The sequence below is a fragment of the Pseudorhodoplanes sp. genome, assembly GCF_050250235.1.
Lineage (GTDB): Bacteria > Pseudomonadota > Alphaproteobacteria > Rhizobiales > Xanthobacteraceae > Pseudorhodoplanes.
The window spans coordinates 77,490-103,683 of the sequence record NZ_JBFWPA010000006.1; the positions used below are offsets into that span (position 1 = coordinate 77,490).

Sequence of the window (26,194 nt, forward strand, 5' to 3'; positions counted from 1 at the left end):
GCCTAGGCTTTCGTCAAGCGGGTGTCCGCGAGGATCAGATCACGCAAGGCCGCGTAATAGCGCACATAGCCGGTGCAGCGGCAGAGGTGTCCGTCGAGCGCGCTTGCCACCGCCGCCTCGACGCCGGATCGTGCGACCGGCGCCCTCGCCAGCGTTTCCAGCAGCACCTGCGCTGCGGCAACGAAGCCAGGCGTGCAGTAACCGCACTGAAACGCGAAGGCATCGAGAAACGCCGACTGCAGCTTTGTCGGAACGCCATTTTGCGCGTGACCCTCGATGGTGCGCACCGACTGGCCGTCGAACGACTGCGCGGCGTTGATGCAGGTATGCGCGGTCACGGACGTGCCATCCGCCCTGTCATGGATGATCACGCAGGCGCTGCACAGGCCGATGCCACAGCCGAACTTGGTGCCCGTGAGATTGAGATATTCACGCAGAAAATCGTTCATCGACAGACCAGCGGGGATTTTGTGCGGTCCTGTCGGCTTGCCGTTCACCGTAACCGATATCGTGGTCATCTGCATCAGAGCGCTGCCTTGATCGTATCGGCGGTCACTGGAAGTGTCGCGAAGCGCTTGCCGGTCGCATCGCTGATCGCGTTGAGGATCGCGGCCGGCACCGGACACATCACCAGTTCGGCGATCCCCTTGGGCGCATCGGCCGGTGCAAGCGGCGGCAGCACCTCCGTCGTGTAGGACCACACCGGCAGATCCGAGGCGCGGGCGATGGTGTATTGATCGAGATTCCACTGGCCGTTGCCGGGGCCGTCCTCGTAGAGCGGGAGATTTTCAAGAAGCGCGTAGCCGACGCCCATCGCGAAGCCGCCCTCCGCCTGCCCCTCCACGAGTTCGGGGACGATGGCCCGGCCGCATTCCAGAACGGTGACGCCGTCGAGGATGGTGACGGCCCCGCTCGCCTTATCGATCTCGAGCGCGACGATGGTGCCCGCGGCGCCGGCATAGCCGACATCGATCCGCTCCAGCGCGACCGGCGGGAAGCTGACCGACGTCCGGTCGAGACGGTGGAAGCCGTCCGTTGACATCAGCGCCTTGCGGTCGGCGCCGGCACCTTTCCCGTATTTCACCGCGAGCGCGTCGATAGCGCCCTCGTAGCGCCCGCCCGGCAGATCGAATACGGCCGTCGCCCAGGACCACCGATTGTAGCTGTGAACCATGGCCGCGGTGACAAGCCCCAGTTCATGCGCTTTCGCCGCGAGGTCGGGCAGCGCGAGCGGCGCGCGGCCGGGCGCAACGAGCTTTCCATCGGCAAAGCGGATATCCTCCAAGCGCACGTCGACACTGCTTGCCCCGGCGCCGCGCGCCGACCACAGCGCCAAAGCAGCCGGAAACAGTCCGTAGCGCAGAATGATATTCGCGGCTTCGGACGCAGCTTCGGTGTGAACATGCGCGCCGTTACAGGCGGTTGTGTCCTGTCCGACATCGAGCACCCAGCGTGGATTCTTCGCACCCTCCTCCTGGTGTTCGGCGGTGATCGAGAACGGATCGTCGGGCGCAACCAGGCCCAGCACATCCCAGCGATCGAGATCGCCGAGCTTGACACTGTCGGCTGCCCTGCCGAGCTTGTCGGCGACGCGGACCGCGAGCGCTGTGGCGATGCCGTTGCCGATCTCCACCGCCTGCGAGGCGAGGCTGATCCGGCCCGACGCGTCCAGTTCGACCAGCGCATAGGCGGGGTCGGAGCCGCTGCCATATTCCATCATCAGGCAGGACAGGCCGACGCCATAGAGTTTGTCCGGCGAGGCTGCGGCGCGACGCGCCTTTTCGGCGGCGCGGTTGGCCCAGAGCGGTTTGGCAGCAAGCCGATCCAGCACCTCGGCGCAGCGGACATGGCCGGTCACGGCGTTCCCGAGCATGGTCTTGCGACCGTCTTGAAGGATATTGCGCCGGCGGAATTCGACCGGGTCGAGCGCCAGCGTGGCGGCGGTCTCGTCGATCAGAACCTCCAGCGCCGTCATGGTCTGGAAGGCGCCGAAGCCGCGCATCGATCCCGCGGTGACCGCGCGGCTATGCCGCGCAACCGACATCACGTCGACCTTGGGCACGTCGTACATGCCGATGGTCGCCGCCGCGCCGACCAGCGCGACGGCTGCGGAAAGATTGGCAAGGCCGCCGCCATCAAGTTCCTGATCGGAGGCGAAGGCGGTCATTCGCCCGCTCGCCTTGTCGACCGCAATCCGGCTGCGAATGTTGAAGGCGTGGCGCTTCAGCCCGAACTGAAACTGATCGTAGCGGTTGTTGGCCAGCCGAACCGGCCGGCCCGGCGAAAACAACGCAGCGATTGCCGCATAGAGCGGGAATATCGAATAGTCACGTCCGCCGAAGCCGCCGCCGACATAGGCGCAATGCGCGACGATATCCTTCACCGCCAGGTCGTGCTCATTATTCGCGACCAGCGATGCGACGTTGGTCGCGATCCAGTGCGGGCTCTGCACGCCGACGACGAATTCCAGATTGCGCCGGCTTGCGTCGTACCAGGCCAGCGCGCTTTCCGGCTCGAGGAAGACCGGATCGATCGACTGCGTCCGGAACGTGCGATCGAGGACGAGCGTGTCGGTGCCTGCCGCCTTGAACCCGGCCCTGATCCGGTCACCATAGAATGTCGCCTCGGCATCGGCCGAGCCGGACTGCGCGGGAGCCGCCCATTGCGGCTCATCCTCGATGTAGCGGGTCGGCCGCGCCCATCCGGCCTTGAGCGCGGAATAGACGTCGTCGCTCTCCGGTGTCGGACCGGCGACGCGCACGAAGTGATAGGAGCCGTAGGGCTCCTGCGCGACCGGTCCGGTTCTGGCGCCGGTCTTCACGAACCCGGTCAGGGCGGCAATGGCACTCCGCGCCGCGAAAAAACGGGCAAAGTCGTTCCAGATCAGCAGCGCCAGCGGCTGGCCGAGATAGAGCGGCGTCTGGCCGAACGGGCACAGCAGGTCGCCCTTATAGAAGCCCGGCACCGTGATCTTCGCCGCAGCCAGATCGGCCGCCATCACCACGCGGTCGGGCCGCAGAGCGACCGAAAGCAGATCGGTGTCGAGGCCCTCGAACACGTGGCTCGCATCGGTCGCCTTGACGAGAAGCGCGTGCGCGGTCTCGTTTGGCCATCCCGGCATGTCGCGCGCGCGGAAATCAGCCGCATAGATTTTGGCGCCGCTGACCTTGGCAAAGCCCTCGATCCGCTGTCGGGCCATTCCCGGCGCGCCCTGCCAGACCGGACCCGCGACCGGCTGCGATCCGGCGTCTCCGGAGAAGGCCTGCGCGAGCGCATGAAAGGGCCGGATGGCAATCGCAACGCCGCCCACGGCTGCCAGGCGCAGGAATGCTCGCCGGTCGATCCCGCGCTGTGCCGATCCAGGCAATGTCCCGACTCTCCTTCAGGACCAGGCTGTATAATGCCGAAGTCTTTCGTGATCCTCAAATTCGTCCACCAAATTGAATTGGCCGCGGCCGAACCCCGCACCGAAAATGACCTTGGCGTTCGGACTGAAGCAGCGAAGCGCAGCATGCCGAATGCCGCCCCGCCTGTTTCGTATCGATCGTTGTGATGAAGCCTGCAACGACGAGTTGCAATATGACCGGTGCCACCGATCGCCGCGCTCGCAGCTTCCGCCATTTTCAAGTGCTGGCGAACGACCGCGGCTCGTCCCGAGCGAAGGCAGTCCTGTCATGGCGGCGGGTGGAGCCGAAACGGCTCGGTTGACACGCCCTGACCATGCGGGGAGACTTTCCCGCCGGTCGTCAATGCGGCCGCCGGAAGCGGGCTCGATCTCGCTTTTGAACAAGCGCGCCAGAACGCTGTTTGGGGAGGATTGACATGAACAAGCTTCTGCTTGTTGCCGCCTTCGTGTTCTCGATCGGATCGGGTGCTGCCAATGCGCAGACCACGACGGTGCTGTTCAATGTCTTCACGCCGCTTGGGTCGCCCACCTATACCAAGGTGCTCGGCCCGTGGTTCGAGGATATCGAAAAGGCCACACAGGGCCGTGTGAAGATCAATCGTCCGCCCCAGAGTCTCGCTCCGCCGCCCGAGCAACTGAACATGGTTGTGTCAGGGGTTGCGGACGGAGCCTTTCAGTTCAATGCATTCCTGCAGAAATCGCACCCGCTCCTGCAGATCGGCTTCCTTCCGGGCACGATGACGTCCGGCAAGGCCGATGCCATCGCGCTGTGGCGCACGTATCAGAAGTATTTCGCGGAAAAGAACCCGTTCAAGGACGTGGTCCTGCTCGGTTTCTTCGCCTCACCGCCAGGCCACATCTACAACATCGACAAGAAGCCGATCCAGTCGCTCGCCGAATTGCAAGGCAAGAAGTCGTGGTCGCTGCCCGGCATGACTGCACAAGCCATGGGCCGCACCGGGGTATCGGTCGTACCCGGACCGGCGGTGCGCATGCATGAGATCGTGTCGAAGGGCGTCGTCGACGTATTCTGCTGCATCGAATACGGCGATCTCAATGCCTTCAAGGTTCTGCAATATCTCGGTGCGGTAACGGAAGTCGATGGCGCGGTGTTCTCGCCGAAATTCTCGGTCTTTATCTCCGCCGCCAAGTGGAAACAGATTTCGCCCCAGGATCAGGAGGCGATCCTGAAGCTTTCCGGAGAAGCGCTGGCGCGTCGTTCGGCGCTGATCGATGAGCAGAATGCCGAATTGAAGAAGAAATACCTTGCCGGCGGCGGCGTCATCGCTGCTGCCACGCCGGCGTTCAATGCCGAACTGAAGAAGGCCTGGGAGCCGCTGATCGAAGAATGGATCGCGTCAGCCAAGGCACTCGGCGTGGACGGACGCGAGGCGCTGAACTTCTATCTGGCCGAAGCCAAGAAGGCGGCGAAGGAATAGCGCGGGCTAGAGGCCGTGGCCGCGCCCAAAGACATGCAAGCGCCGCTCGTCCCCATCGCGCGCCATGTCGAACATGCGATGAACGCCATCATGGCAATCCTGCTTTTTGCCATGATGGCCGTCACGGCGATCGACGTGGTCGGGCGCTATCTTCTCAACACACCGGTGCCCGGCGGTTTTGAAATTGTGCAATATCTCATGGCGGTCGTGATATTCGCCTCGCTGCCACTCACGACCGGCGCCGAACGCCACCTTTCCGTTTCCATTCTGGAGAACCGTCTGCGGGGTACGACGCGGCGCGTCTATCGCGCCGTCATCTTGCTGGTCTCCCTTGCGGCGCTTGCCGTCATCGCCTGGCGCATGGGCGTGCAGGCGAGCGTGCTCGGCCGGTCCCAGCAGGTCTCCGGATTTCTGCAATTGCCGCTGGCGCCAATTGCCTGGATCATGACCGCGCTCGCGACGCTCGCCGCGCTGGTGGCTTTGGTCAAGCTTCTGGCCGATCTCTGCGGCCGCGATGCCTTCGGGCATCCACCGTCGGCGCAAACCGGAATCGATTGATGTTTCCGGCCATCATCGGTTTCGCAATCGTCCTCGCACTCGCGCTTGCTGGCATTCCACTTGGCTTTGCGTTGATCCTCGTTGGCATCGTGGGTTTCGCCGCCATGCGTTCGGGCATGGTGGGCAATTCTCTGGTCCAGTTCGACGGTGCCGGTCTTTCCATCGACTGGACCTCCCTGTCGGCCGGCATGGCAATGGCCGGCCAGCAGATGTTCGACATCTCGACAAATTACGGCCTGACCGTCATTCCGCTATTCGTGCTGATGGGCGCCTTCATTCATCGGGCCGACCTGTCCACCGAGCTTTACGACAGCGCCAACGCATTCCTCGGCCATCGCCGCGGCGGACTCGCGATGAGCACGATTGCCGCCTGCGGGGGATTTGCCGCCGTATGCGGCTCCTCCATCGCGACCGCGGCGACGATGGCGCGAGTGGCCATGCCTTCGATGCGTCGCTACGGTTACGCTGACAGCCTCTCGACAGGCTCAATCGCCGCGGGCGGAACGCTCGGGATTCTGATCCCTCCCAGCGTGCCGATGGTGATTTACGGGATTCTGGCAGAAGCCGACATCGGCAAGCTGTTCATCGCGGGCATCGTTCCGGGCCTGCTGCTGGCCGGCCTGTTCATGGCGGCGATTGCAGCGCAGACCGCAATCGACCCCGCGATCGGACCGGCGGGCGCACGGGTGGCATGGGCCGCTCGCCTGCACGCGCTGTCGCGCATCTGGGGGATCGTGCTGCTCTTCGTCATCATCATCGGCGGCATCTACCTTGGCGTCTTCACGCCGACGGAAGCCGCCGGAGTGGGCGCGGCAGGCGCGTTCTTCTTTGCGCTGGTGCGAGGCAGTCTGGGATGGCGCGGGACCTACGACGCATTGGTGGAGACCGGGATCACAACAGGCATGATCTTCGTCGTCACATTCGGCGCGCTGGTCTTCTCCAATTTCATCACCGTGGCCGGAATGACCGCGGAGATTTCAGCCTGGATCGAGGGCTTGAACGCCTCTCCAACCGGAGTGGTGCTCGCGATGTGTCTGGTCTATGTCGTTCTCGGCTGCGTGTTCGACAGTCTTGCGATGCTGATCCTGACGGTTCCGGTGTTCGCCGCCATCATCGGCCCGATGGGCGTCGACCTGATCTGGTTCGGCATTGTCGTCATCATCGTCGTTGAACTCGGTCTGATCACCCCGCCGATCGGGATGAATGTCTTTGTGGTGAACTCCATGATCCCGGACGTATCGATCTGGACCATATTCAGAGGCGTATGGCCATTTGTCGTCGCGATGATTTTGGGCCTCGCGCTCATCATCGCCGTTCCTTCGGTCGCAACCTTCCTACCGGGCTATATGAGCCGCTGAAATCGCCGAATGGTCGTCAGGGAGAATCCAGGCATGAGCCACACGGAATCAAAGCCGGTCCGCAACGTGTTGTGGATCATGGCGGACCAGCTTCGCTGGGACTACCTTTCGTGTTACGGCCACCCGACCCTGAAGACGCCCCATATCGACGCCCTTGCCGCCAGGGGCGTGCGCTTCAATCGCGCGTATGTGCAGTCCCCGATCTGCGGCGCCTCCCGCATGAGCTATTATACTGGGCGCTATTGCCGCTCGCACGGGGCAACCTGGAATGGAATCCCGTTGCGCGTCGGCGAGCCCACGCTGGGGGACCATTTGCGACCACTCGGCGTGCGACCGGTCATCGTCGGGAAAACCCATATGATCCCGGACCGCGAGGGCATGGAATGGCTTGCCATCGACCCGCATTCGTGGATCGGCGTGACCATCGCAGAATGCGGCTTCGAACCGTATGAACGCGACGACGGCCTGCACCCCTATGGACCCTTCGATCCCGATCCGCGTTACGACACCTATTTGCGCCAGCACGGGTTCGACGCACGCAACCCATGGGAGGACTGGGCGAATTCGGGCGAAGGCGACGACGGCGAATTGCTGTCGGGATGGTTGCTTCGCTACAGCAACCTGGCCGCACGCGTGCCGAATGAGCACGCGGAAACTCCCTACATCACATCCCGGGCGATGGACTTCATCCAGGAGGCCGGTGACAGGCCGTGGCTGTGCCACCTGTCCTACATCAAGCCGCACTGGCCCTATATCGTGTCGGAGCCGTATCATAATATGTATGGCGCCGAAGACCTTGTTCCGGTGGTCCGATCCGACGCGGAACGCGAGACCGATCATCCGGTGTTCTGCGCCTATCAGAACACGCGCATCTGCAGGGCGTTCTCGCGGGAGGGCGTGCGCGAACGCGTGATCCCGGCCTATATGGGTCTCGTCAAGCAGATCGACGATCAGATGGGCCGGCTGTTCGCATGGCTGGAGGAACGCGGCCTGTTCGAGAACACCATGATCGTTTTCAGTTCCGACCATGGCGACTATCTCGGCGACCACTGGATGGGCGAGAAGGACCTGTTCCATGATGCATCCGTCCGCGTTCCGCTGATCATCTACGATCCGCGCAGACAGGCGGACGCGACCCGCGGGACCGTGTCCGAGGATCTGGTCGAAGGCATCGATCTGGCGCCGACTTTTGTCGAATATTTCGGTGGAGTGCCGAAGCCGCATATTCTGGAAGGCCGGTCGCTTTCACCGCTTCTGCACAGGACCGGCACCACGCCCTGGCGCCAATATGCGATTTCCGAATACGATTACGGCACGCGCTATGCGCGCGTCGCAATCGGCATCCCTGAGGAAAACGCGCGACTGATCATGATCTGCGACAAGCGCTGGAAGTATTGGCATGCGGAAGGCTTCCGGCCGATGCTTTTCGACCTGCAGAACGATCCGCAGGAACTGAACGACCTCGGCGCCGATCCGGATTACGAGGGGGTGCGAAGCCGGATGCACGAAGCGATCTTCGAATGGGCGCGGCGGCATCACAACCGGATCACCCGTTCACCCGAGCAGATCGAAAAAATGTCCAACCGGGAGCCGCCTGGCATCCTGATCGGCGTCTGGGACGAAGGGGATTACGAACAGCATTTCGGCAAGAAATTCAGCGACCGACCCTGATGAACGGCCTTGATCTTCCCCGCGGTCACGGCGCGCGATCACCTGGAAGGCAAGGCAGCGCTATCGCGTCCGGAGCAGGAAAAGCGCGCAATTTCCGGGAACGCTTCCGGAAGTCCGCAGGGCGGGCATGGCTTTAGCCCCGAAGTTCAGTTCATAATTGGGCGGAGGCGGAGTGTTGGGAATGCCCGGCTGCGGGTTCAAGTCTCAAGGTGTCCTGGAAGCTTTACTCAAATGGAGTTCTTCAGATGAGCAAGAAAGACAAATCCGGCGCGTATCGGCAGGGTATGACCCGCCGCGGTGTGATGGCCACCGCAAGTTTCGCGGCGATGAGCCTTGCAATGCCCGCCGTGCTGCGGGCACAGGGCCAGCCGGTGAAAATCGGCGTGCTGCATCCCGTCACCGGCCCGCTGGCCTATGAGGGCGAGCAATGCCGCAGGGGCGCGCTGCTCGCGATCGAGGAAATCAATGCCGCGGGCGGCATCAAGTCGATGGGCGGCGCCAAGATCGACGCCATGCTCGCGGATGCCCAATCCAAGCCCGAAGTCGGCGCCGCCGAGATCGACCGGCTGGCGGAAGCGGGCGTCGTTGCAGTCCAGGGACCCTATGCGTCCGGTATCGCGCTTGCAACCACACAGGCCGCGGCCAAGCACAACCTTCCGCATCTGGTCGATGTCGGCGTGGTCGATGCCATCGTTACGCGCGGACTGCCGACCACGTTCCGCTTTGCGCCAGGCTTCGGCAAGGTCACTTCGTTCGCGCTCGATGCGCTGCAGAAGATCAATTCAGCCGCCGGCAATCCGGCGAAGACGGTTGTGATCGTGCACGAGGATGGCGCGTTCGGATCGGGAATGGCGAAGCTTCTCGGCGCGAAGCTGCCCGAACTCGGGCTTCAGGTCCTGCAGGCTCTCAGCCACCCGACCCCGCAGCGCGACTTCACCAATATCGCCCTGCAGATCCGGCAGGCCAATCCCGACCTGATCATCCCATCGAACTACAAGAACGACTTCATCCTGATGTCACGCACCCTGCAGCAGCAGCGCGTCAAGCCAAAGGTCGCGGTCTACGCGATGCTCGGCGGGGCAGCCTCCAATATCGGCTTTGCAAAGCAATATCCGGAAGCGGCGGAATACATCATGGACTGCAATCACTGGTACAACCCGACCAAGCCGCTTTCGCAGGCTTTCGCCAAGAAGGTCGCAGCGAAGGGCTGGGATCTGACCTACGAGGTCATGCTCAATTATTCCTGCATGCGTGTTCTGGCAGACGCGCTGGAGCGCGCCGGCGCGCCTGATCGCGCCAAGATCAACGAGGCGCTCGCCTCCTCCACCTACAATGATCACATCATGCCTTACGGGCCGACCAGGTTCGTGAAAGGACAGAACGAGGGGGCGCAACCCGCCAATACGCAGATCCTCAAAAGCAATGTCGAGGTGATCTATCCGCAGGAATTCGCTTCCGCCAAAGCGGTGTTCCCGATCCCTTGAACTCCGCGCGCATACTGAAAACAGCAGCGTCGCCACTGACATGCTCAATTTCGGGCTGCTGCTTCCCGCGGTGCTGAACGGTGTGACGATGGGGGCGGTCTACGCCCTCATCGCGCTCGGACTGACGCTGATCTACGGGGTGCTCCACATCATCAATTTCGCGCATGGCAGCCTGCTGATGCTGGCGCTGTATGCCGCCTTCTTTCTTTATGCGCTTGGCGGCATCGACCCCTATATTGCCATTTTCATCCTGATGCCCGCCTTCTTCGCGCTTGGCTATGCGCTGCAGCGTTTTGTCATTCAGCCGGCGAGCCATGGACGCGACGAGAATATCCTGCTCGTCACGCTTGGACTTGCCATCATCATCGACAATCTGGCGCTGTGGTTGTGGACATCAACCACCCGTACGATCGACACGAAATATTCCTTCGAAGTCGTGGACCTCGGTGTGGCGCTGATCCCCCTGCCCAAGGTCATCGCCTTTTTCGCCGCGATGGTTCTTGCCGCGATCCTGTGGTGGCTGATCGCATGGACCGATCTCGGCAAAGCGATCCGTGCGGTGGCGCGAGAGCGTGAGGGCGCGCGCCTTGTCGGCATCCGGGTCGGGCACATCTACGCAATGACCTTCGGCCTCGGTACCGCGGCGGTCGCGGCGGCGGCCTGCCTGCTCCTTCCCGCCTTCTATGTCACGCCGCAAGTCGGCTACGCGTTCGTGCTTGTGGCCTTCACCACGGTGGTGCTGGGCGGCATGGGAAGCTTCGCCGGTGCGCTCGTGGCCGGCTTGCTGCTTGGCGTCGTCGAAGCGGTATGCGGATTGTATCTCGGCGAGAGCCTCGGCCAGATCGGAATTTTTGTCATCTTCATCCTGGTTCTGCTGTTCCGCCCCACCGGCCTGTTCGGTGCCCGCGCATGAGCGCCCGCACGGCCGGAATCATCCTGCTCGCGCTTCTGCTTTGCGTGCCTTTCACGGTACGCTCCGAGTTCTGGCTGTCGTTCTGGCTGCTGGTCCTCATGTTCACGTTTCTTGGCCAGTCCTGGAACGTGCTCGGCGGCTATGGCGGGCAGTTCTCGTTCGGCCACGCGCTGTTTTTCGGCATCGGTGCATACGGCACTGCCGTGCTTCAGGTGCGGCATGGCGTAAACGCGTATGTCGCGGGTGCGAGTGCAATCGCGCTCGGCGCGCTGGTCGGCGGCGCCATCGGCCTCCTGGTGTTCCGCTATCGCCTGCGCGGCGCCTATTTCGCGCTGGTGACGCTCGCTTTCGCCGAGGTCGCGCGGGTTCTGGTCTCCTCGTTTCACTATACCGGCAGCGGCTTCGGCATGCTGATCCCGCTGTCGCGCAGCATCGAGAATTTCCAGTTTGCGGACCGACGCGTGTTCTACCTGATCGCCTGGGTGCTGGTCGTGATCGGATGCCTGATCGCGGTGTGGCTGGAAAATTCCCGGTTCGGCGCGCAGCTCATGGCCGTACGCGAGAACGAGGATGCGGCACAGGCCCTCGGTATCGACCTCGTTCGTACCAAGGTGCTTGCGATCACGCTGTCCGGCGGAATGGCGGCGACGGTCGGCGTGTTCTACGTGCAGAATTATCTTTTTGTCGACAGCCACATCGCGTTCGGACCCGCCATGTCGATCGAGGCGCTGCTGGTCTGCATCGTAGGCGGACTTGGCACTGTCTTCGGCCCTCTGTTCGGCGCCGTGATCCTCCACGCAATGGGAGAGGCGGCGAAGCAGACCACCGGCAATGCGCCGGGACTCAATCTTGTGCTTTATGGCATCGTCCTGATCGTTGCGCTGCGATTCCTGCCCTATGGCGTGGCCGGGCTGTTCGCTCGCAAGGTCCGCCGCAAGCCGGACGTCGCCGATGCTTGAAGTCCGCGACCTCAACAAGCGCTTCGGCGGCATCAAGGCGGTGGATGGCGCTTCCCTCGATGTCGCACAGGGCGAGATCGTCGCACTGATCGGACCGAACGGGGCCGGCAAGACGACGCTCTTCGCGGCCATTACCGGCTTCACACCGCCCGACACAGGCCGTATCCGATTTCTGGGAGAGACGATCACCGGCCTGCCCCCGCACCTCATTTGCGCGCGCGGCATGGTGCGTACCTTTCAGATCGTTCAGCCTTTCGGGGCATTGACCGTGCGCGAAAATATCGCGGTTGGCGCGCATCTGCATCGGCGCCACCGCCGCGATGCGCTCGCAAAGGCTGACGACGTTGCTGCGCGCGTCGGCCTCGACCGGCGCCTCGACCAGCCAGCCGCGACGTTGACGGTCGCCGGCCGCAAGCGCCTCGAACTGGCGCGCGCGCTGGCAACCGATCCAAAGCTGCTTCTGCTCGACGAGGTCATGGCCGGGCTGAACCCGGCGGAGATTGCCGAGATCGTGCCGATCATACGCTCGATCCGCGACGGCGGCGTCACCGTCATGCTCATAGAACATGTGATGCAGGCGGTGGTCAGCCTCTCCGAGCGCGCCTACGTCCTCAATAATGGGCGCATTATCGCGTCCGGCAGCACCGCGCAGGTGGCGAACGATCCGCAGGTGATCGAGGCCTATCTCGGGCACGGCGCTGCCGAGCGGGTGAAAAGTCAGTTGCAGGCACCCCATGCTTCTTGACGTGAAGAGCCTGGATGCGGGCTACGGCGTGGTTCCTGTCCTGCGCAGCGTCGACATGCATGTGCGCGAAGGCGAGGTTATCGCGGTGCTCGGCTCGAACGGCGCCGGCAAGTCGACCCTGAATCGCGTCTTGAGCGGATTGATGCCGCCCTGGTCGGGGACCGTGCATTTCCAGGAGACTGACATGACCGGCCGGGATGCCGCTGCGATGGTCGCCGCCGGGCTCATCCTTGTGCCGGAGGGGCGCCGCGTATTCCCCAATCTCAGCGTACGGGAGAATCTCGAACTGGGCAGCTACCGGAGGGGACGGGGGAACCGTGCCCGCAATCTTGACCGTGCCGTGGAAATCTTTCCGCGCCTCGGGGAGCGCCTGGCCCAGACCGCCGGGACGCTTTCGGGCGGCGAGCAGCAGATTCTCGCGATCGGGCGTGGGCTGATGGCGGAACCGAAGCTGCTCATTCTCGACGAGCCGTCACTCGGACTGTCGCCGCTGCTGGTCGAGGAAATGTTCGGCCTGATCGAGCGCATCCGTGCAGACGGACCTGGCATTCTGCTGGTGGAGCAAAATGTCATACAGTCTCTCGCCATCGCCTCCCGCGCCTATATGCTGGAAAATGGCAGCGTAACCCTTCAAGGGCCTGCCGCCGCCCTGCGCGACGATCCGCAACTGAAAAAGGCGTATCTCGGATTGTAACATGATCAGCCTGCGCGCGCGCCTGAACACACCCGGCCTGGTCATCGCACCCGGCTGCTACGATGCCTTGTCGGCGCTGTTGATCGAGCGCGCCGGTTTCGAGGCTGCTTATGTGTCGGGGGCCTCGATCGCCTACACCCGTCTCGGGCGGCCGGATATCGGGCTCGTCTCGCTCAGCGAACTTGTCGATATCGTCACGGCAATCCACCAGCGGGTCACGATCCCGCTGATCGTCGACATCGACACCGGATTCGGCAACGCACTGAATGTGCAGCGAAGCGTGAAGCTGCTGGCTCAGGCCGGCGCCGCGGCGCTGCAGCTGGAAGACCAGGTGACGCCGAAGCGCTGCGGCCATCTGGCGGGCAAGGAGCTTGTCCCGCAATCCGAGATGGTCGGAAAGATCAGCGCCGCGCTCGATGCGAGGCCGGATGATAATGTGCTTCTGATTGCGCGCACCGATGCCATCGCGGTCGAGGGCTTCGACGCCGCGCTCGAACGCGCCGAAGCCTATCGATCCGCCGGAGCGGACGTTCTGTTCATCGAAGCGCCGCAATCGGCCGAACAGCTTGCGGCAATCGGCAAGCGCTTCGGTGGTGTAGTGCCGATTCTCGCGAACATGGTGGAAGGCGGCCAGACGCCGCTCAGCGATGCCGGTGAACTTGAGCGGCTGGGATTTTCGATCGCGATCTTTCCGGGCGGCACGGTGCGGGCGCTGGCCCATCACCTCAATGACTATTTCTCAAGCCTGAAGGCGCACGGCGCCACCGCGCCCTTCCGCGACCGCATGCTCGACTTCAAGGGCATCAACGATATCGTCGGTACGGATGACATGCTCAAGCTCGGTCGACGCTATGAGTAGCCTCGACCCGGTCACGCTGGCGGTCCTGAAAGGTCGCCTCGAACAGATCGCCGATGAAATGGACGCGACCCTGTTCCGCGCCGCCTTCAATCCGATCATCGCGGAGGCGCGCGACGCCAGCCACGGGCTCTATCATGCGCAGACCGGCGAAACCCTCGTTCAGGGCAAGGCCGGCTTGCCGATCTTCGTCGGCGCCATGGCCTTTGCGGTCAAGGCGGTGATCGAGAAGTCGGGCCGTCAGCCCGACCTCGCCGATGGCGATGTCTATATCTTCAACGATCCCTATGACGGCGGCACGCACCTGTCCGACTTCAAGCTGGTGCGGCCATTCTTCCGAGAGGGCCGCGTGTTCTGCTGGCTGGCATCGGTCGGCCACTGGCACGATGTCGGCGGCAATGTGCCCGGCAATTACAATCCGGTGGCGACCGAATGCTTCCAGGAAGGGATGCTGATCCCGCCGGTCAAACTGTTCGAAAAGGGCAAGTTGCGGACCGACGTGGTGGATATCGTGACAGCGAATTCACGCCTGCCCAACAGCGTCTACGGCGACCTCAACGGTCAGATCAACGCGCTCGATCTCGGCGCGCGCCGCCTTACCGCACTGCTTGACGAGTTCGGCGACGAAACGGTCTCTGCAGCGATGGCTGAATTGCGCGACCGGGCCGCCCGGTTGATGCGCATGAACATCGCCGAGCTGAAAGACGGCACCTATTCCGCCGAGGATCATCTCGATAACGACGGCATCCGCGACGAGCCGCTGACGATCGCCCTCGACCTGCATGTCGACGGCGATGCGATGACGCTCGATTTCTCGCGTTGTTCGAAGGCCTGCGCGGGTCCGGTCAATATCTCGCGCTCGACCGCTCTTGCAGCCTGCTATGTCGCGCTCAAGCATATCTTTCACGATGTGCCCGCCAATGCGGGGGTGCTCGACCCGATCCGTTTCGTGATCCCTGAAGGCTCAATTCTGGCGGCGAAATGGCCGAAGCCGGTCGGAGGCTATACCGAAACCATCCTGCGCATGATCGATACGGTGTTCGTCGCGCTGTCGCGAGCATGTCCGGATCGCGTCAATGGCTGCGCCTACGGCACGATCAACGCATTATCGCTGGCGGGTCACCGCAGGGACGGACGGCGCTGGGTGATGTTCTCGTTCTTCGGCGGCGGCCATGGCGGACACCCCGAAGGGGACGGGCTCAATCACGGCAATGCGCCGATCTCGACCGCGACCATTCCCCCGGTGGAAATCCTGGAAGCCGCCTATCCGGTGATGTTCACGCGCTGGGCCCTGCGTCCCGATAGCGGTGGCCCTGGCCGGCATCGTGGCGGTCTCGGTGCGGTCTATGAAATTGAGCTGCTCGAAGAGCAGGCCGATGTCTTCCTGTTCGGGGAGCGTGGACGCTTCTCTCCGCCTGGGGTGCTCGGTGGCGGTCCCGGCGCGCTCAACGCCTTCAGTGTGATCCGAAGCAATGGAGTCAGGGAAACGCCGCCGATGGCGTCGAAATGGGTTGGCATCAAGCTCGCGAAGGGTGAGCGGGTACGGCTCGAAACCCCGGGTGGTGGAGGTTACGGCCCCGTTGGCGACCGCACCAAGGCTTCCATAGCCAATGACATCCGCAACGGCTACGTGAGCAGCGAGGCAGCGGCGCGCGTCTACGGCAAGACGGGAACGGCATGAGCGGTGTTGTCATCGGCGTGGATGTCGGCGGAACATTTACCGACCTGTTCTGTCTTGACGAGAAGACCGGAACGTCCTGGATTGCCAAGGTGCCGTCCACGCGCGGACGCGAAGCTGCGGGTTTTCTCGCCGGCATCCGGCAGGGCACGGACGACATTTCGGCGGTCACCACCATCGTGCACGGTACAACCGTCGGCACCAACGCACTGCTTGAGCGCAAGGGCGGCACGGCCGGCGTGATCGCAACCGAAGGCTTCAGCGATGTGCTGGAGATGCGCCGCCGCGACCGGCCGCAGACCTGGGGCCTGTGGGGCCGGTTCGAGCCTGTCGTACCACGCGAGCGCCGCGTTGAGGTGCGCGAGCGCGTGCTGGCGGACGGAACCCTGCGCGCCGCGGTCGATCCCGCCGAAGTGCGGGAACGAGCGCGCGAATTGCTCGCCCGAGGTGCGGAGGCCGTGGCGATAACCTTCATCAATTCCTACGCCAATGCCGAAAACGAACAGGTCGCAGCCGAGGCGATCCGCTCCGTCTGGCCGAATGCCTATGTGAATATCTCGAGCGAAATACTTCCCGAAATCCGCGAGTTCGAGCGCAGCTCGACCACCGTGCTCAATGCCTATCTTCAGCCGGTCGTGGCCGATTATCTGGACCGGATCGAGTCCGAACTCCGCGCACAGGCATTCGCAGGGCAACTGCTGATCGTGCAGTCGAACGGCGGCGTCATGACGGTCGACACCGCGAAGGCGATGCCGGTGCGAACCGCCCTTTCCGGCCCCGCGGCCGGCGTCATCGCCGCGGCGCATATCGCACAAACCGCGGGCTTCCCGAATGTCGTAACCGGTGACGTCGGCGGAACCAGCTTCGACGTCTCGCTGATCGCGCACGGCGAGACTGCACTCGCGGCGCAGACCGCGATCGATTTCGGTCTGGTCATCCGCACGCCGATGATCGAGATCACCACCATCGGCGCGGGCGGAGGCTCGATCGCCCATGTCGATCGCGGCGGCCTTCTGCAGGTCGGCCCGGAATCCGCGGGCGCAGTGCCCGGGCCGGTCTGCTATGGCCACGGCAACGAACGCCCCACGCTGACGGACGCCAATCTGGTGCTCGGGCGCATCAATCCGGACCGCCCTATCGGCGGCGGTCTGACCCGGCTCGATGTGGCAGCAGCGAAGGCGGCCATCCGGAAGCAGGTCGGCGATCCGCTCGGCCTCGATCCGACCGCAGCCGCCGACGCCATCGTGCGGATCGCAAACAGCCGCATGGCCGGCGCCATTCGCCTGGTCTCCATCGAGCGCGGGCACAATCCGCGCGACTTTGTGCTGATGCCGTTCGGCGGCGGCGGCGCGTTGCATGCCGGCGCGCTGATGAAGGAAGTCGGGCTCAAGGCCGCGCTGGTGCCGCCCTATCCGGGCGTGACCTCGGCGCTCGGCTGCGTGATCGCCGACATGCGTCATGACTTCGTGCATACCGTGAACCGCACCACCGACGAGATGCATTTCGACACCTTCAATGCCGAGATTGCCGACAGGGCCGAGCGCGGCAAGCGTTTGCTTGATCGATCCGGAGTTGCCTTCGAGCGGCGAGAGGTGCTGGTCTCGTGCGACATGCTCTATGTCGGTCAGACCCATACCGTTGCCGTACCGCTCGACTGGAGCGCCGACCGCGGGTTTGACCGAACGTTGCTGCAGGACGCCTTCGAGCGGCGTTACCGGCAGGTCTATGGCCGGCTGCTGGAGGGGATTGCGGCGAGAGTACTGAACCTGCATGTTGCGGCGGTCGGCCGCCGCCCCAAGCTCGACCTCGCCAGGCTTGCCCCGACCGGTGGCAGTCTGGCCGACGCCAGGCAGGCCGAGAGGCCAGTCTATGTCGACGGGCGCTGGCAATCCGCCGCGGTCTATGCCCGTCGCGCGCTGCCTGTCGATGCCGTGATTGCAGGTCCTGCCGTCCTCGAACAGGACGACGCCACCATTTTCATCGAACCTGATCTTCGGGGCCGCGTTGATCGCTTCGGCAATGTCATCATCGAACGGCTTTCGTCATGACCGGTCTTTCCGCGCCTGAAACCGTCGGTCTCCTGATCGTGGATATGCAGAACGACTTCCTGCATCCGCAGGGCGCTTACGCCCGCGGCGGGGCGACCTCTGCCGCCATTGCTGCGCTGCCATCGCGTGTGCGGCCGGTCGCGGATGCGGTTCGCGCGGCCGGCGGCTGGATCATCTCGACCCACTTCACCCTGGTTCCCGGCAGACAAGGCGAGCCCTTCATCTCGCCGCATCTGAAGGCATTGCGCCCGTTCCTGCGCAAGGGCGATTTCGCTCCCGGGAGTTTCGGGCACGCGCTCGTGGACATGTTGCAGCCGGCCGATCTTTCGGTGGAGAAGGTCGCCTATTCGGCCTTCTACATGAGCCGGCTGGAATGGGTTCTCCGCAGGGCGGGCATCGAAACGCTCGCATTCTGCGGCATCGTCACCAATGGCGGCGTGGCGTCGACGCTGCGCGATGCGCATGTGCGCGACCTGCACTGTATTCTGCTGGAGGACGGATGCGCCGCGTTCTCGGACGAAGTGCACGAAGCCAATGTGACCGCGCTGCGTTCGGTCGCCGAGGTGATGACATGCGCGGATTTCATGGCGGCGATGAAGAGGCAATGATCAGGCCCGCCGCGTAAACCGCTTTTCAAGATGCGCAACGAGGCCGCCATCCGCCAGCATCTCGAGGAGGAAGGCCGGCAAAGGCTCGCTTTGCAGCGTACGGCCGGAGGTCTCGTTGATGACGTGGCCGCGTGCGAGGTCGATGCCGAGCCGGTCTCCCGGATTTATCGCATCACTACCGGCACAAACGACAACCGGCAAACCGAGATTGAGCGCGTTGCGATAGAAGATGCCGCCGAACGACTTGGCGACAACCGCCGACACGCCCAGCACCTTCAGCGCCTGCGCCGCCTGTTCGCGCGACGAGCCCATCCCGAAATTGCGGCCCGCGACAACGAAATCGCCCGGCCGGACGTTCCTGGCGAAGTCCGGGTCGACGGCTTCCAGGCAATGTTGCGCAAGCCCTTCAATCGGACCTTTCATGTAGCGGCCGGGCGCCAGCACGTCCGTGTCGATATCGTCGCCGAAGACGAAAGCGCGGCCGCTCACGCCCGCCCCGCTTGCAGATAAGGCCGAGGATCGGCGATCTGACCCTCGATCGCGGACGCCGCCGTCGTGTATGGCGAGCCGAGATAGACCTTCGAGCTCGCAGCCCCCATCCGGCCCTTGAAATTCCGGGCCGTCGACGACATCGCCACGATATTCTCGCCGAGGCGGTCGTCGCCATATCCCGCGCAGATGCCGCAGGCATTCGGCAGGAGGCGCGCGCCAGCGTCGAGAATGGCGGCGAGCGTTCCCTCGCCGCGCGCGATCTCCTGATCCCGCAACGAGGCCGGCGCGCAGACCAGATCGACATGCTTCGCGGCCTTGCGGCCGCGCAGCACCTCGGCTGCCATCCGCAGGTCTGCCAGCTTGGCCCCCGTACAGGCGCCGATATAGGCGACGTCGATTTTCGTGCCGGCGTGTTCCACAACCGGCGCCGCGTTGGCTGGACTATGCGGAGCGGCGACCTGCGGCGCAAGCGCGCTCGCGTCAAACACATGATGTTCGGAGACCTTGCTGCCGGTATCGCTGCGCCATTGTGAAATCTGTTCGGCAGCAACACCGGCCGCACCGAGACAGGCCGCTGTCGTCTCGTCCGCCTCGATCAGGCCCGCCTGGGCGCCGAGCTCGGCCGCCATGTTGGACAAGGTCATGCGTTCCTGCATCGGCAGCGCACGGACGCCCTCGCCGGTATATTCCACCGCCTGGTAGCGGCCCCCATCCATTCCAAGCCGTGCACAAAGGTGCAGCATCATGTCCTTTGCCGAAACGCCGCGTCCGATCCGGCCCGTCCATTCGATGCGGATTGTTTCCGGCACCCGAAGCCAGATTTCGCCGGTGGCGAGAACGCCGGCCATCTCGGTTGCGCCGACCCCGAACATGTAGGCGGCAAACGCACCGCCGGTCGGAGAATGGCTGTCGCCGCCAACCACGAACATGCCTGGCCTGAGATGCCCTCGCTCGGGCAGCACCACATGGCATATGCCTTGCCGATCGTAGAAGTTCACGATGCGCTGATCGGCCGCGAATTGCCGCGTGATCTCCTGGATGCGCCGGCTTTCGTCATCCGTCGCCGGCACATAGTGATCGGTGATCAGCACGACCTTGGCGGGATCCCACACACCGCTGCCGAGGCGCCGCAAAATCGGCTCGACCCGGCGCGGCCCGCCGGAATCGTGGATCATTGCAAGATCGACCGCACAGGTCACGATTTCACCAGGAGAGACGAAACTGCGACCGGCCGCTCTGGCGACAATCTTTTCTGAAAGCGTCATCCCCATGGCGCGGGAACCGTCCTTTGATTGTCTCAATGTAGCGACTGGACCCTCCGCATCCAAGATCGGCCGCAAGCGCCGGATTTTGCATATCCGCTCTCGAGGAGTTGCGCGGCACAGCCGATCTGACGGCAGCGAGAGCGCGCAGGGCGGGGTCTGCTCAGTGCCTGGCCCCCGAAAAATCGCGTGGCAAGGTGCATTTCGCAACACGAACCTTGCGAGTCGTCGCGGGCGTGTTCCGGCTTCGGCCGACGAAGCGCGGCTCGCCGCCGGCGACGACTGCGCCAATCGCTGCGATATCGCCATGGCGAATGGCAGAGAGCGCGTCGGCCTGCGTGCCGCCATCCGGCGCGTCGATCAGAACGATATCGGCGAGACCGCCCTCGGACAGCAGGCCCGATTCCAGGCGATATACCCGTGCATTGCTCCCGGTCGCGGCGGCAATCGCCACTTCCGGCGCGATCCCGGCAAGGCTCGACAGATGCGCGATCGTGTAGAGCATGCCGAGCGGCATGACACCGCTTCCGGTCGGGGTATCGGTGGCGATGATGAGGCGCGCGAACGCATCCGCTTCCCAGGCGAGCCTTGCACACAGCAGGGTCGTGCGGAGATTGCCGGCGGTACAGATCTGCAGGGCGACGTCGCTTTCGTGAATCAGCCGTGCGAAATCCTTGTCCGGCATCGCCGTTGGCCCGCCGTTGACGTGGAACGACACATGCGGCTTCAGCGCCAGCAGGTGATCGCCCGTGATCGCCCCCGAGCCGGGAATGGACGAGCCGCCGGTATGGACGGTTGTAATCATGTTGTGGGCGCGGGCGGCCGCGATCAGCGGTGCATAATCATAGGCGCTGGCAAAGGCGCCAAAGCCGGCCTTTGCGAGCCACACGCCCTTGCCGGCGATCTCGCCGAGATCATCGTCGCTCAGTCCGGGCTCCAGGATGACGGAGCCGGCATGCACGGTCATGCCTTCGGGACGATAGCTTTCGAAGCACTTGTGCGCGGCAACTGCGAGTGCCTTGACGCCTTCCGGATCGCGCGGACGGCCCGGCACATGGACTTCGGAGGCACTGATCGCCGTGGTCACGCCGCCATGCACATAGCTTTCGAGATAGCCGACGGTCTGCTGCCGTGGCGTGTAGTCGCCGAACGTGATGTGAACGTGGGAATCGATCAGGCCCGGAATCGCGGTCGCACCGCCGGCATCGATGACGATATCGCAGGATTCGACCTCCTCCGCCGCAGCGGTACCGACGCGCGAAATCCGCCCGTCTTCCGTCAAGATCGTGTCTCCCCGCAGGATCGGACGGGCCCAGTCTCCGGACACGATCGTGCCGATATTGACGATGGCTGTCCGCATCGACGTCAATGCTTGGCACTGTTCAGGGAGTCGGCTAGGTCGAAGCTCGACATCAATTGCTCGAGCAGCTTGGTGGACCCATCCCAGCCAAAGGTGCGGAAGGAATGACCGGCCGTCACGAATTGTGCGCCGGCATAGAACATCTCATATTGCGTGTGCCGCGATCCGAATTCCGATCCCACCGCATCCCACGCAGCCTTGAGGAACTTCACCTTCGCTTCGGGCGCGAGTGCCGCCGAGCGCTGGGTCTTGCGGATGATGGGCTCAATCTCGGGATTGGCAAAATCCAGCACCGATGACGGCAGCATGATGAAGGCACCACCCGCAAGCTCGCGGATGGTGTTGATCATCTTCGGATAGAGGTCCTGCGTCACGACCTGCGCGGAATAGACCTGGTGCTTGTTCGGCACCCAGTAATCGCCCTGCTGGCTACCCGCGGCCTCGATGCCCCACATCATCGATTCCACCATGCCGGCTTGCGCCGCGAGGCGTCCGAGTTGCTCGCGAACGGGAGGCATGTTGACCGTGCCGATGCTCTCCGTCAGCCGCCGTGCCAGCGCGACCAGGAATTTCAGTTTGACCACCAGACGAATCTGCGACTGATAATTCTGATAGATATGTCCAGGAGTATCGTGGAATTGCGCGCGGCACATGTCCACGTCGCGATACACGAATACCCGGTCCCACGGCACCTTGACGTCGTCGAAATGGATAATGGCGTCGTTCTCGTCAAAGCGCGACGAGATCGGATTATCATAGACCGAGATCGCGTGTGCCTCGTAGGATTTGCGCGAAAGCACGCGCAGGCCCCTTGCGTTCATCGGCAGCGCGCACGAGAAGGCGAGATCCTCCTCGCCCGGCCTGAGCGGCTGGAGATTTGCGACCAGCACTTCGTTCGCCATGATCGAGCTGGTGCCCAGCATCTTGGCGCCGCGGATGGTGATGCCGCCGGAATCCTCGTCGACCACGCGCGCCACCAGGTCCTCGTCCTGTTCGCCCCAATCCTTGGAGCGGTCGGCTTGCGGATTGATGATGACGTAGGTGAGGAACAGGTCGCTGCGCGTTGCGAAATCGAAATAGTCCTCAAAGGCCCTGGCGCGTGCCGGATTGCTCCGCTCGAAAGCATGAAGGCCCATCCGCTGTCCAACCAGGGCCGATGCGAGATGGTCCGGCGACCGGCCCATGAAGCCGTAGCTCAATTCCGCCCAGGCGGTCAGCGCCTTGCGCCGTTCGACGGTCTCTGCATAGGACCGCGGCATCTGCCAGCCGCGATTGGCGCGCCGGTTGGCGCCATCGAACGCGAAAGTCATCAATTCGATATTTTCCGCCGCCGCCTGAAAATCGTAGAGCGATGCGGCGGATGCCACCGAATTGCGGAAGGCATGATGCGTCGTGACATCCGCTACGCCCTGCCCGTCGATGAATACCTTGCGCCCGTCCTGCAAAGACTTGATATGCTCGGCTCCGGTCTTGCAAACAGCCATTCGGCGCTCTCCCGTTCATTCATTCCGGTCAGATCAGGCCGTCCAGGCCCTGGATCCGGTCCTTCGAAAGGCCGCCGACCCGCGCGTTCAGCCGTCCGCGATTGACATAGACGCAGATTACGGCGATCTCGTCCGGCAGCGGCGCGTCCGGCAGCGTGATGGTGATGCCGTCATAGTGCGAGCGGACATAGAGCGCGTCCTTGTGCGCGACCGGCACGTCGATCGTGGCCCCCGGAGACGCGCGCTTGGTCATCGAGGAAATCCAGGCCTTGCCGCCGCCAGCGGTGTCGCGGATCACATTGCCGAACACGGTGGTAAGCAGCGCCACCCCGTGCTCCTGCTCGCCGGCAAGGCCAATCACGGCGCCCTTGCCATAGCTCTCTACCGGGAATGGTTTGAGCAGATTCAGCGCGATCTCCGAAAGCTCCCTGCCAATCGCGGCACTGGCGTCCACCAGCGAGGACAGGTCCTCCTGATACTTGCCGGCAAAGGGATTCTGCACCACCGCGACACTCGCAACCTTGCGGAGCGGCGGCTCCGCCCCGTGACCGGCCTCGCTGCGGGCCTCATCGACGAAAGTCAGGATCTTCCTGATTTGCATGGCGCTTCCGGAGCTGAAGACTGCTCCGCTATTACCTTACTACAAAAGCTTTTTCAAGAAGCTTATTGGCAGCCATGCGCCTTCCTGCGCATGGCTGCCGGGCGTTTTCGGGCTAGGAGCCGCTCAGAACATTGCCGAATCGAACCCAGCTCTTGCCGTCGAACTTGATCATTTGCTGCTGGGTGATCGGGAAGTAGTTCTGCGGCCCGGTATTGAGCCTGATGCCGGGCAGCAGCAGCGGCAGCTCGAGATCCTTCAGACTCGCCGCCTGCTTGCGGATGTTCTCGCGGGTCAGGTTGTCGCCGGCCTGCTTCAGCATCTGCACCGTGGTCTGCGCGATCGACACGCCGATCTGATTTTGCGGGTCGTTAACATCGCCATCGGGATAGTACTTTTTCATGAAGTCGCGGTACCACTTGATGCCCTCGTCATTGGCAAATTGCGGATCGTTCGGGTCCTTCAGATAGGCGGTGGAGATGATGCCGGTCGACTTGTCGAGGCCGGCCGGCGTGAGCACCGTCGCGATCGAGGACGCGTTGTTGACGAGGAACTGGATCGGCTTCCAGTCGATGTCGTAGGCCTTGCGGATCGCCTGTGCCGCGAACTTGTTGGTGGTGGCACTGAAGAACACGTTCGCGCCAGAGCCCTTCAGCGTCACGATTTGCGAGTCGACTGTCGGATCGGAGGTCTCGTAGGTCACCTCCTTGACGATCATGGTCTTCGCCTTGTCGCCCAGACCGGCTTTCAGGCCGTTGACGAAATCCTTTCCGTAATCATCGTTCTGATAGAGAACTCCGATCTTCGCATCCTTGATGTTCTCCAGAATGTATTTGCCATAGATGATGCCCTCCGTGCGGTAGGTCGGATACCATCCCATGGTCCACGGATTTTCCGCCGGATTGCCCCATTTCGACGCGCCGGTCGCGAGGAAGATGTGCGGCACCTTCTTGGCATTCATGTATTTGACGATTGCCGAATTGGTCGGCGTTCCCATGGTGCCGATGATGGCCAGCACCTTGTCGTCCTCCACCATCTTGCGGTGCTGTTCGACCGTGCGCGGCGGCGAATAGCCGTCATCAAGGGTGATCAGCTTGATCTTGCGGCCATTCACCCCGCCCTGCTCGTTGATCATCCTGTAATAGGCGTCCTGCACGCGGCCCTGTGTCGCGTAGGAAGAAAGCGCCCCGCTATAGGGATTGGTCTGGCCGATCAGAATTTCGGTATCGGACGCGCCGGGATCGTACTTCTTCTGCGCCAAGGCAGGCGCGGCGGCGAGCGACAAGGCAAGCAACGAGCTGGCAAGCAACGTGCTGGCAACCAACACTCCGGCCGAGCCGGCAGAGATCGACTTCATGATAACACTCCCCTGTTTGAGTTGCAGAGAGAACGACCCCGACAAGCCTTCTGCCTACACCGACGTCACGACCTGATCCCTCGGAATGCCCCGCTCGGCGGCGATCTTGCGTTCGAGCGCGAGCCGCGCGTGAACCCGGGCAACGTCCGAAGCGATATTGATCAGCGGCCGTCCGCCGAGCCGCTTCAGCATGGCGTGCTGCGCTTCAAGGACGATCTCATCTTCCTTGAAGGCGTCCTCCATCATGGCGAACAGCGTCTCGGTAGCTTCCGGCTCGTTCTGCCGATAGCCGTTCGCCGCCGACCAGAAAAACCAGCAGGTATCCTCGGTCTCCGGCGTGATGCCGTAGAAAATTCGGAGACCAAAGCCGCCGTCGCGCACGCCCTTGTCATAGGCGCCCTTGCCGATATCGAGAGCCCCGGTGAATTGCAGGATGCAGGACGGCGCCACGTATTCGAATTCCTGCCAGCGGTCGACGCGCCCCTCGAACTTCACCGCGCTCGCATAGATGCCCGGTGGAATCGAATTCAGCATCCAGCGCGTGAACCTCACTCCGTCCGGGGTGGGATCGGTCTGCATCTCCGCACGCGCATAGTCATCCGGCGCGGCGGCGAGCGTGGACTTGTGGACATAGGCGCCGTGCGTCTGATCGAGCAGGTTGTCGGAGGCAAGCAGATAGTTGCATTTCAGCACCTCGCTTTTCGCCTTGTATGGCCAGCGTCCATGCCACGGCCATGGCGTGATAAGCGCGGGGTCGGCCTTCGTCGGGTCACCCATCCAGATCCAGACCAGATCGTCGCGCTCCTCGATCGGGAAGCTGCGGACCCTTGCGCTTTGCGGAATGATCTCCTGCCCGGGGATGTTCACGCAGCGGCCGGAGCCTTCGAACATCATGCCGTGATATTCGCATCGGATGTTGTTGTCGAAGACCTCGCCGTGCGAGAGCGGCATCCCGCGATGACAGCATCGATCTTCCAGCGCGACCAGCCCGCCGTCTTTGCCGCGATACATGACGACCGGCTCATCCAGAAGCGTGCGTCCAATCGGCTTTGACGTCATTTCGTTGGACCAACCGGCCACATACCAGGCGTTCAGCAGATACATCGAGGCTCTCCGAAACCGTCACACCAGCAGGCTGCTTCCTCTTTCCCCACAAGGGTACAACACATTTGTCTAATTACAATAGCTTTCTTCGAAAGCTAGTATCGGAATCGACAATGCGGG

At 63.2% G+C, this 26,194-nt stretch carries 22 protein-coding genes; 13 read left to right on the plus strand and 9 right to left on the minus strand.

Annotation, left to right across the window (positions count from 1 at the left end; translation table 11 throughout):
• Nucleotides 1-2: 2 nt before the first annotated feature.
• Together AB7F49_RS04800 and AB7F49_RS04805 are read right to left on the minus strand one after the other, a co-directional pair.
• Nucleotides 3-518, minus strand: a complete 516-nt coding sequence (locus AB7F49_RS04800) for a (2Fe-2S)-binding protein (protein ID WP_428520728.1) — start codon at nucleotides 516-518, stop codon at nucleotides 3-5.
• A 5-nt stretch (nucleotides 519-523) separates the two neighbouring features.
• The gene (locus tag AB7F49_RS04805) at nucleotides 524-3,367 is read right to left on the minus strand and encodes a xanthine dehydrogenase family protein molybdopterin-binding subunit (protein WP_428520685.1); all 2,844 of its coding nucleotides are present in this window, start codon (nucleotides 3,365-3,367) and stop codon (nucleotides 524-526) included.
• A 455-nt stretch (nucleotides 3,368-3,822) separates the two neighbouring features.
• Here AB7F49_RS04805 and dctP point away from each other — a divergent pair, with 455 nt between their 5' ends.
• The 13 genes from dctP to AB7F49_RS04870 all read left to right on the plus strand — a co-directional run bounded on the left by dctP (nucleotide 3,823) and on the right by AB7F49_RS04870 (nucleotide 18,417).
• Nucleotides 3,823-4,845 (plus strand): TRAP transporter substrate-binding protein DctP, encoded by a 1,023-nt coding sequence (dctP, locus tag AB7F49_RS04810; RefSeq protein WP_428520686.1) that lies wholly within the window; start codon nucleotides 3,823-3,825, stop codon nucleotides 4,843-4,845.
• Nucleotides 4,846-4,860: 15 nt separating this feature from the next.
• A complete protein-coding gene (locus AB7F49_RS04815; RefSeq protein ID WP_428520687.1) occupies nucleotides 4,861-5,403 on the plus strand; it encodes a TRAP transporter small permease in 543 nt (180 codons plus the stop codon).
• A complete protein-coding gene (locus AB7F49_RS04820) occupies nucleotides 5,403-6,761 on the plus strand; it encodes a TRAP transporter large permease (RefSeq protein WP_428520688.1) in 1,359 nt (452 codons plus the stop codon). The genes AB7F49_RS04815 and AB7F49_RS04820 overlap by 1 nt, the downstream gene beginning before the upstream one ends.
• 33 nt (nucleotides 6,762-6,794) lie before the next feature.
• Nucleotides 6,795-8,432 carry an alkaline phosphatase family protein gene (locus AB7F49_RS04825; protein WP_428520689.1) on the plus strand — a complete coding sequence of 546 codons (1,638 nt, stop codon included), beginning with the start codon at nucleotides 6,795-6,797 and terminating at the stop codon, nucleotides 8,430-8,432.
• Between the two features lie 245 nt (nucleotides 8,433-8,677).
• Nucleotides 8,678-9,916 carry an ABC transporter substrate-binding protein gene (locus AB7F49_RS04830; RefSeq protein ID WP_428520690.1) on the plus strand — a complete coding sequence of 413 codons (1,239 nt, stop codon included), beginning with the start codon at nucleotides 8,678-8,680 and terminating at the stop codon, nucleotides 9,914-9,916.
• Nucleotides 9,917-9,956: 40 nt separating this feature from the next.
• Nucleotides 9,957-10,829: a branched-chain amino acid ABC transporter permease gene (locus AB7F49_RS04835; protein WP_428520691.1), complete on the plus strand. Its 873-nt coding sequence runs from the start codon at nucleotides 9,957-9,959 to the stop codon at nucleotides 10,827-10,829.
• A complete protein-coding gene (locus AB7F49_RS04840; RefSeq protein ID WP_428520692.1) occupies nucleotides 10,826-11,788 on the plus strand; it encodes a branched-chain amino acid ABC transporter permease in 963 nt (320 codons plus the stop codon). The genes AB7F49_RS04835 and AB7F49_RS04840 overlap by 4 nt, the downstream gene beginning before the upstream one ends.
• On the plus strand, nucleotides 11,781-12,533 hold the full coding sequence (locus tag AB7F49_RS04845; RefSeq protein ID WP_428520693.1) for an ABC transporter ATP-binding protein: 753 nt from the start codon (nucleotides 11,781-11,783) through the stop codon (nucleotides 12,531-12,533). Before AB7F49_RS04840 ends, AB7F49_RS04845 begins: the two co-directional genes overlap by 8 nt.
• Complete coding sequence (locus tag AB7F49_RS04850) at nucleotides 12,523-13,227, plus strand: ABC transporter ATP-binding protein (RefSeq protein WP_428520694.1); 705 nt, start codon at nucleotides 12,523-12,525, stop codon at nucleotides 13,225-13,227. Before AB7F49_RS04845 ends, AB7F49_RS04850 begins: the two co-directional genes overlap by 11 nt.
• 4 nt (nucleotides 13,228-13,231) lie before the next feature.
• Complete coding sequence (locus AB7F49_RS04855; protein WP_428520729.1) at nucleotides 13,232-14,086, plus strand: isocitrate lyase/PEP mutase family protein; 855 nt, start codon at nucleotides 13,232-13,234, stop codon at nucleotides 14,084-14,086.
• Entirely contained in the window at nucleotides 14,079-15,764 is a 1,686-nt protein-coding gene (locus AB7F49_RS04860) for a hydantoinase B/oxoprolinase family protein (RefSeq protein WP_428520695.1), read from the plus strand. The genes AB7F49_RS04855 and AB7F49_RS04860 overlap by 8 nt, the downstream gene beginning before the upstream one ends.
• Nucleotides 15,761-17,809 (plus strand): hydantoinase/oxoprolinase family protein, encoded by a 2,049-nt coding sequence (locus AB7F49_RS04865; protein WP_428520696.1) that lies wholly within the window; start codon nucleotides 15,761-15,763, stop codon nucleotides 17,807-17,809. The genes AB7F49_RS04860 and AB7F49_RS04865 overlap by 4 nt, the downstream gene beginning before the upstream one ends.
• Entirely contained in the window at nucleotides 17,806-18,417 is a 612-nt protein-coding gene (locus AB7F49_RS04870; RefSeq protein WP_428520697.1) for a cysteine hydrolase family protein, read from the plus strand. Before AB7F49_RS04865 ends, AB7F49_RS04870 begins: the two co-directional genes overlap by 4 nt.
• On the opposite strand, the gene AB7F49_RS04875 is transcribed toward AB7F49_RS04870, so the two are convergent.
• The 7 genes from AB7F49_RS04875 to AB7F49_RS04905 form a co-directional block, all read right to left on the minus strand.
• Entirely contained in the window at nucleotides 18,418-18,906 is a 489-nt protein-coding gene (locus tag AB7F49_RS04875; RefSeq protein WP_428520698.1) for a 3-isopropylmalate dehydratase small subunit, read from the minus strand.
• On the minus strand, nucleotides 18,903-20,174 hold the full coding sequence (locus tag AB7F49_RS04880) for a 3-isopropylmalate dehydratase large subunit (protein WP_428520699.1): 1,272 nt from the start codon (nucleotides 20,172-20,174) through the stop codon (nucleotides 18,903-18,905). Before AB7F49_RS04880 ends, AB7F49_RS04875 begins: the two co-directional genes overlap by 4 nt.
• A 160-nt stretch (nucleotides 20,175-20,334) precedes the next feature.
• Complete coding sequence (locus AB7F49_RS04885) at nucleotides 20,335-21,531, minus strand: amidohydrolase family protein (protein ID WP_428520700.1); 1,197 nt, start codon at nucleotides 21,529-21,531, stop codon at nucleotides 20,335-20,337.
• Between the two features lie 5 nt (nucleotides 21,532-21,536).
• On the minus strand, nucleotides 21,537-23,015 hold the full coding sequence (locus AB7F49_RS04890; protein WP_428520701.1) for a 4-hydroxyphenylacetate 3-hydroxylase family protein: 1,479 nt from the start codon (nucleotides 23,013-23,015) through the stop codon (nucleotides 21,537-21,539).
• A gap of 28 nt (nucleotides 23,016-23,043) precedes the next feature.
• Nucleotides 23,044-23,616 carry an amino acid synthesis family protein gene (locus AB7F49_RS04895; protein WP_428520702.1) on the minus strand — a complete coding sequence of 191 codons (573 nt, stop codon included), beginning with the start codon at nucleotides 23,614-23,616 and terminating at the stop codon, nucleotides 23,044-23,046.
• 112 nt (nucleotides 23,617-23,728) lie between these two features.
• Nucleotides 23,729-24,970: an ABC transporter substrate-binding protein gene (locus AB7F49_RS04900; RefSeq protein ID WP_428520703.1), complete on the minus strand. Its 1,242-nt coding sequence runs from the start codon at nucleotides 24,968-24,970 to the stop codon at nucleotides 23,729-23,731.
• Between the two features lie 54 nt (nucleotides 24,971-25,024).
• Nucleotides 25,025-26,074 carry a Rieske 2Fe-2S domain-containing protein gene (locus AB7F49_RS04905; protein WP_428520704.1) on the minus strand — a complete coding sequence of 350 codons (1,050 nt, stop codon included), beginning with the start codon at nucleotides 26,072-26,074 and terminating at the stop codon, nucleotides 25,025-25,027.
• Nucleotides 26,075-26,194: the final 120 nt, after the last annotated feature.

Coding starts and splice junctions, on each gene's coding strand:
- AB7F49_RS04885 (WP_428520700.1), bottom strand. CDS start 21,531: ATGCGGACAGCCATCGTCAATATCGGCACGATCGTGTCCGGAGACTGG.
- AB7F49_RS04895 (WP_428520702.1), bottom strand. CDS start 23,616: ATGCAAATCAGGAAGATCCTGACTTTCGTCGATGAGGCCCGCAGCGAG.
- AB7F49_RS04800 (WP_428520728.1), bottom strand. CDS start 518: ATGACCACGATATCGGTTACGGTGAACGGCAAGCCGACAGGACCGCAC.
- AB7F49_RS04890 (WP_428520701.1), bottom strand. CDS start 23,015: ATGGCTGTTTGCAAGACCGGAGCCGAGCATATCAAGTCTTTGCAGGAC.
- AB7F49_RS04845 (WP_428520693.1), top strand. CDS start 11,781: ATGCTTGAAGTCCGCGACCTCAACAAGCGCTTCGGCGGCATCAAGGCG.
- AB7F49_RS04840 (WP_428520692.1), top strand. CDS start 10,826: ATGAGCGCCCGCACGGCCGGAATCATCCTGCTCGCGCTTCTGCTTTGC.
- AB7F49_RS04865 (WP_428520696.1), top strand. CDS start 15,761: ATGAGCGGTGTTGTCATCGGCGTGGATGTCGGCGGAACATTTACCGAC.
- dctP (WP_428520686.1), top strand. CDS start 3,823: ATGAACAAGCTTCTGCTTGTTGCCGCCTTCGTGTTCTCGATCGGATCG.
- AB7F49_RS04835 (WP_428520691.1), top strand. CDS start 9,957: ATGCTCAATTTCGGGCTGCTGCTTCCCGCGGTGCTGAACGGTGTGACG.
- AB7F49_RS04880 (WP_428520699.1), bottom strand. CDS start 20,174: ATGACGCTTTCAGAAAAGATTGTCGCCAGAGCGGCCGGTCGCAGTTTC.
- AB7F49_RS04860 (WP_428520695.1), top strand. CDS start 14,079: ATGAGTAGCCTCGACCCGGTCACGCTGGCGGTCCTGAAAGGTCGCCTC.
- AB7F49_RS04825 (WP_428520689.1), top strand. CDS start 6,795: ATGAGCCACACGGAATCAAAGCCGGTCCGCAACGTGTTGTGGATCATG.
- AB7F49_RS04820 (WP_428520688.1), top strand. CDS start 5,403: ATGTTTCCGGCCATCATCGGTTTCGCAATCGTCCTCGCACTCGCGCTT.
- AB7F49_RS04870 (WP_428520697.1), top strand. CDS start 17,806: ATGACCGGTCTTTCCGCGCCTGAAACCGTCGGTCTCCTGATCGTGGAT.
- AB7F49_RS04830 (WP_428520690.1), top strand. CDS start 8,678: ATGAGCAAGAAAGACAAATCCGGCGCGTATCGGCAGGGTATGACCCGC.
- AB7F49_RS04850 (WP_428520694.1), top strand. CDS start 12,523: ATGCTTCTTGACGTGAAGAGCCTGGATGCGGGCTACGGCGTGGTTCCT.
- AB7F49_RS04900 (WP_428520703.1), bottom strand. CDS start 24,970: ATGAAGTCGATCTCTGCCGGCTCGGCCGGAGTGTTGGTTGCCAGCACG.
- AB7F49_RS04905 (WP_428520704.1), bottom strand. CDS start 26,074: ATGTATCTGCTGAACGCCTGGTATGTGGCCGGTTGGTCCAACGAAATG.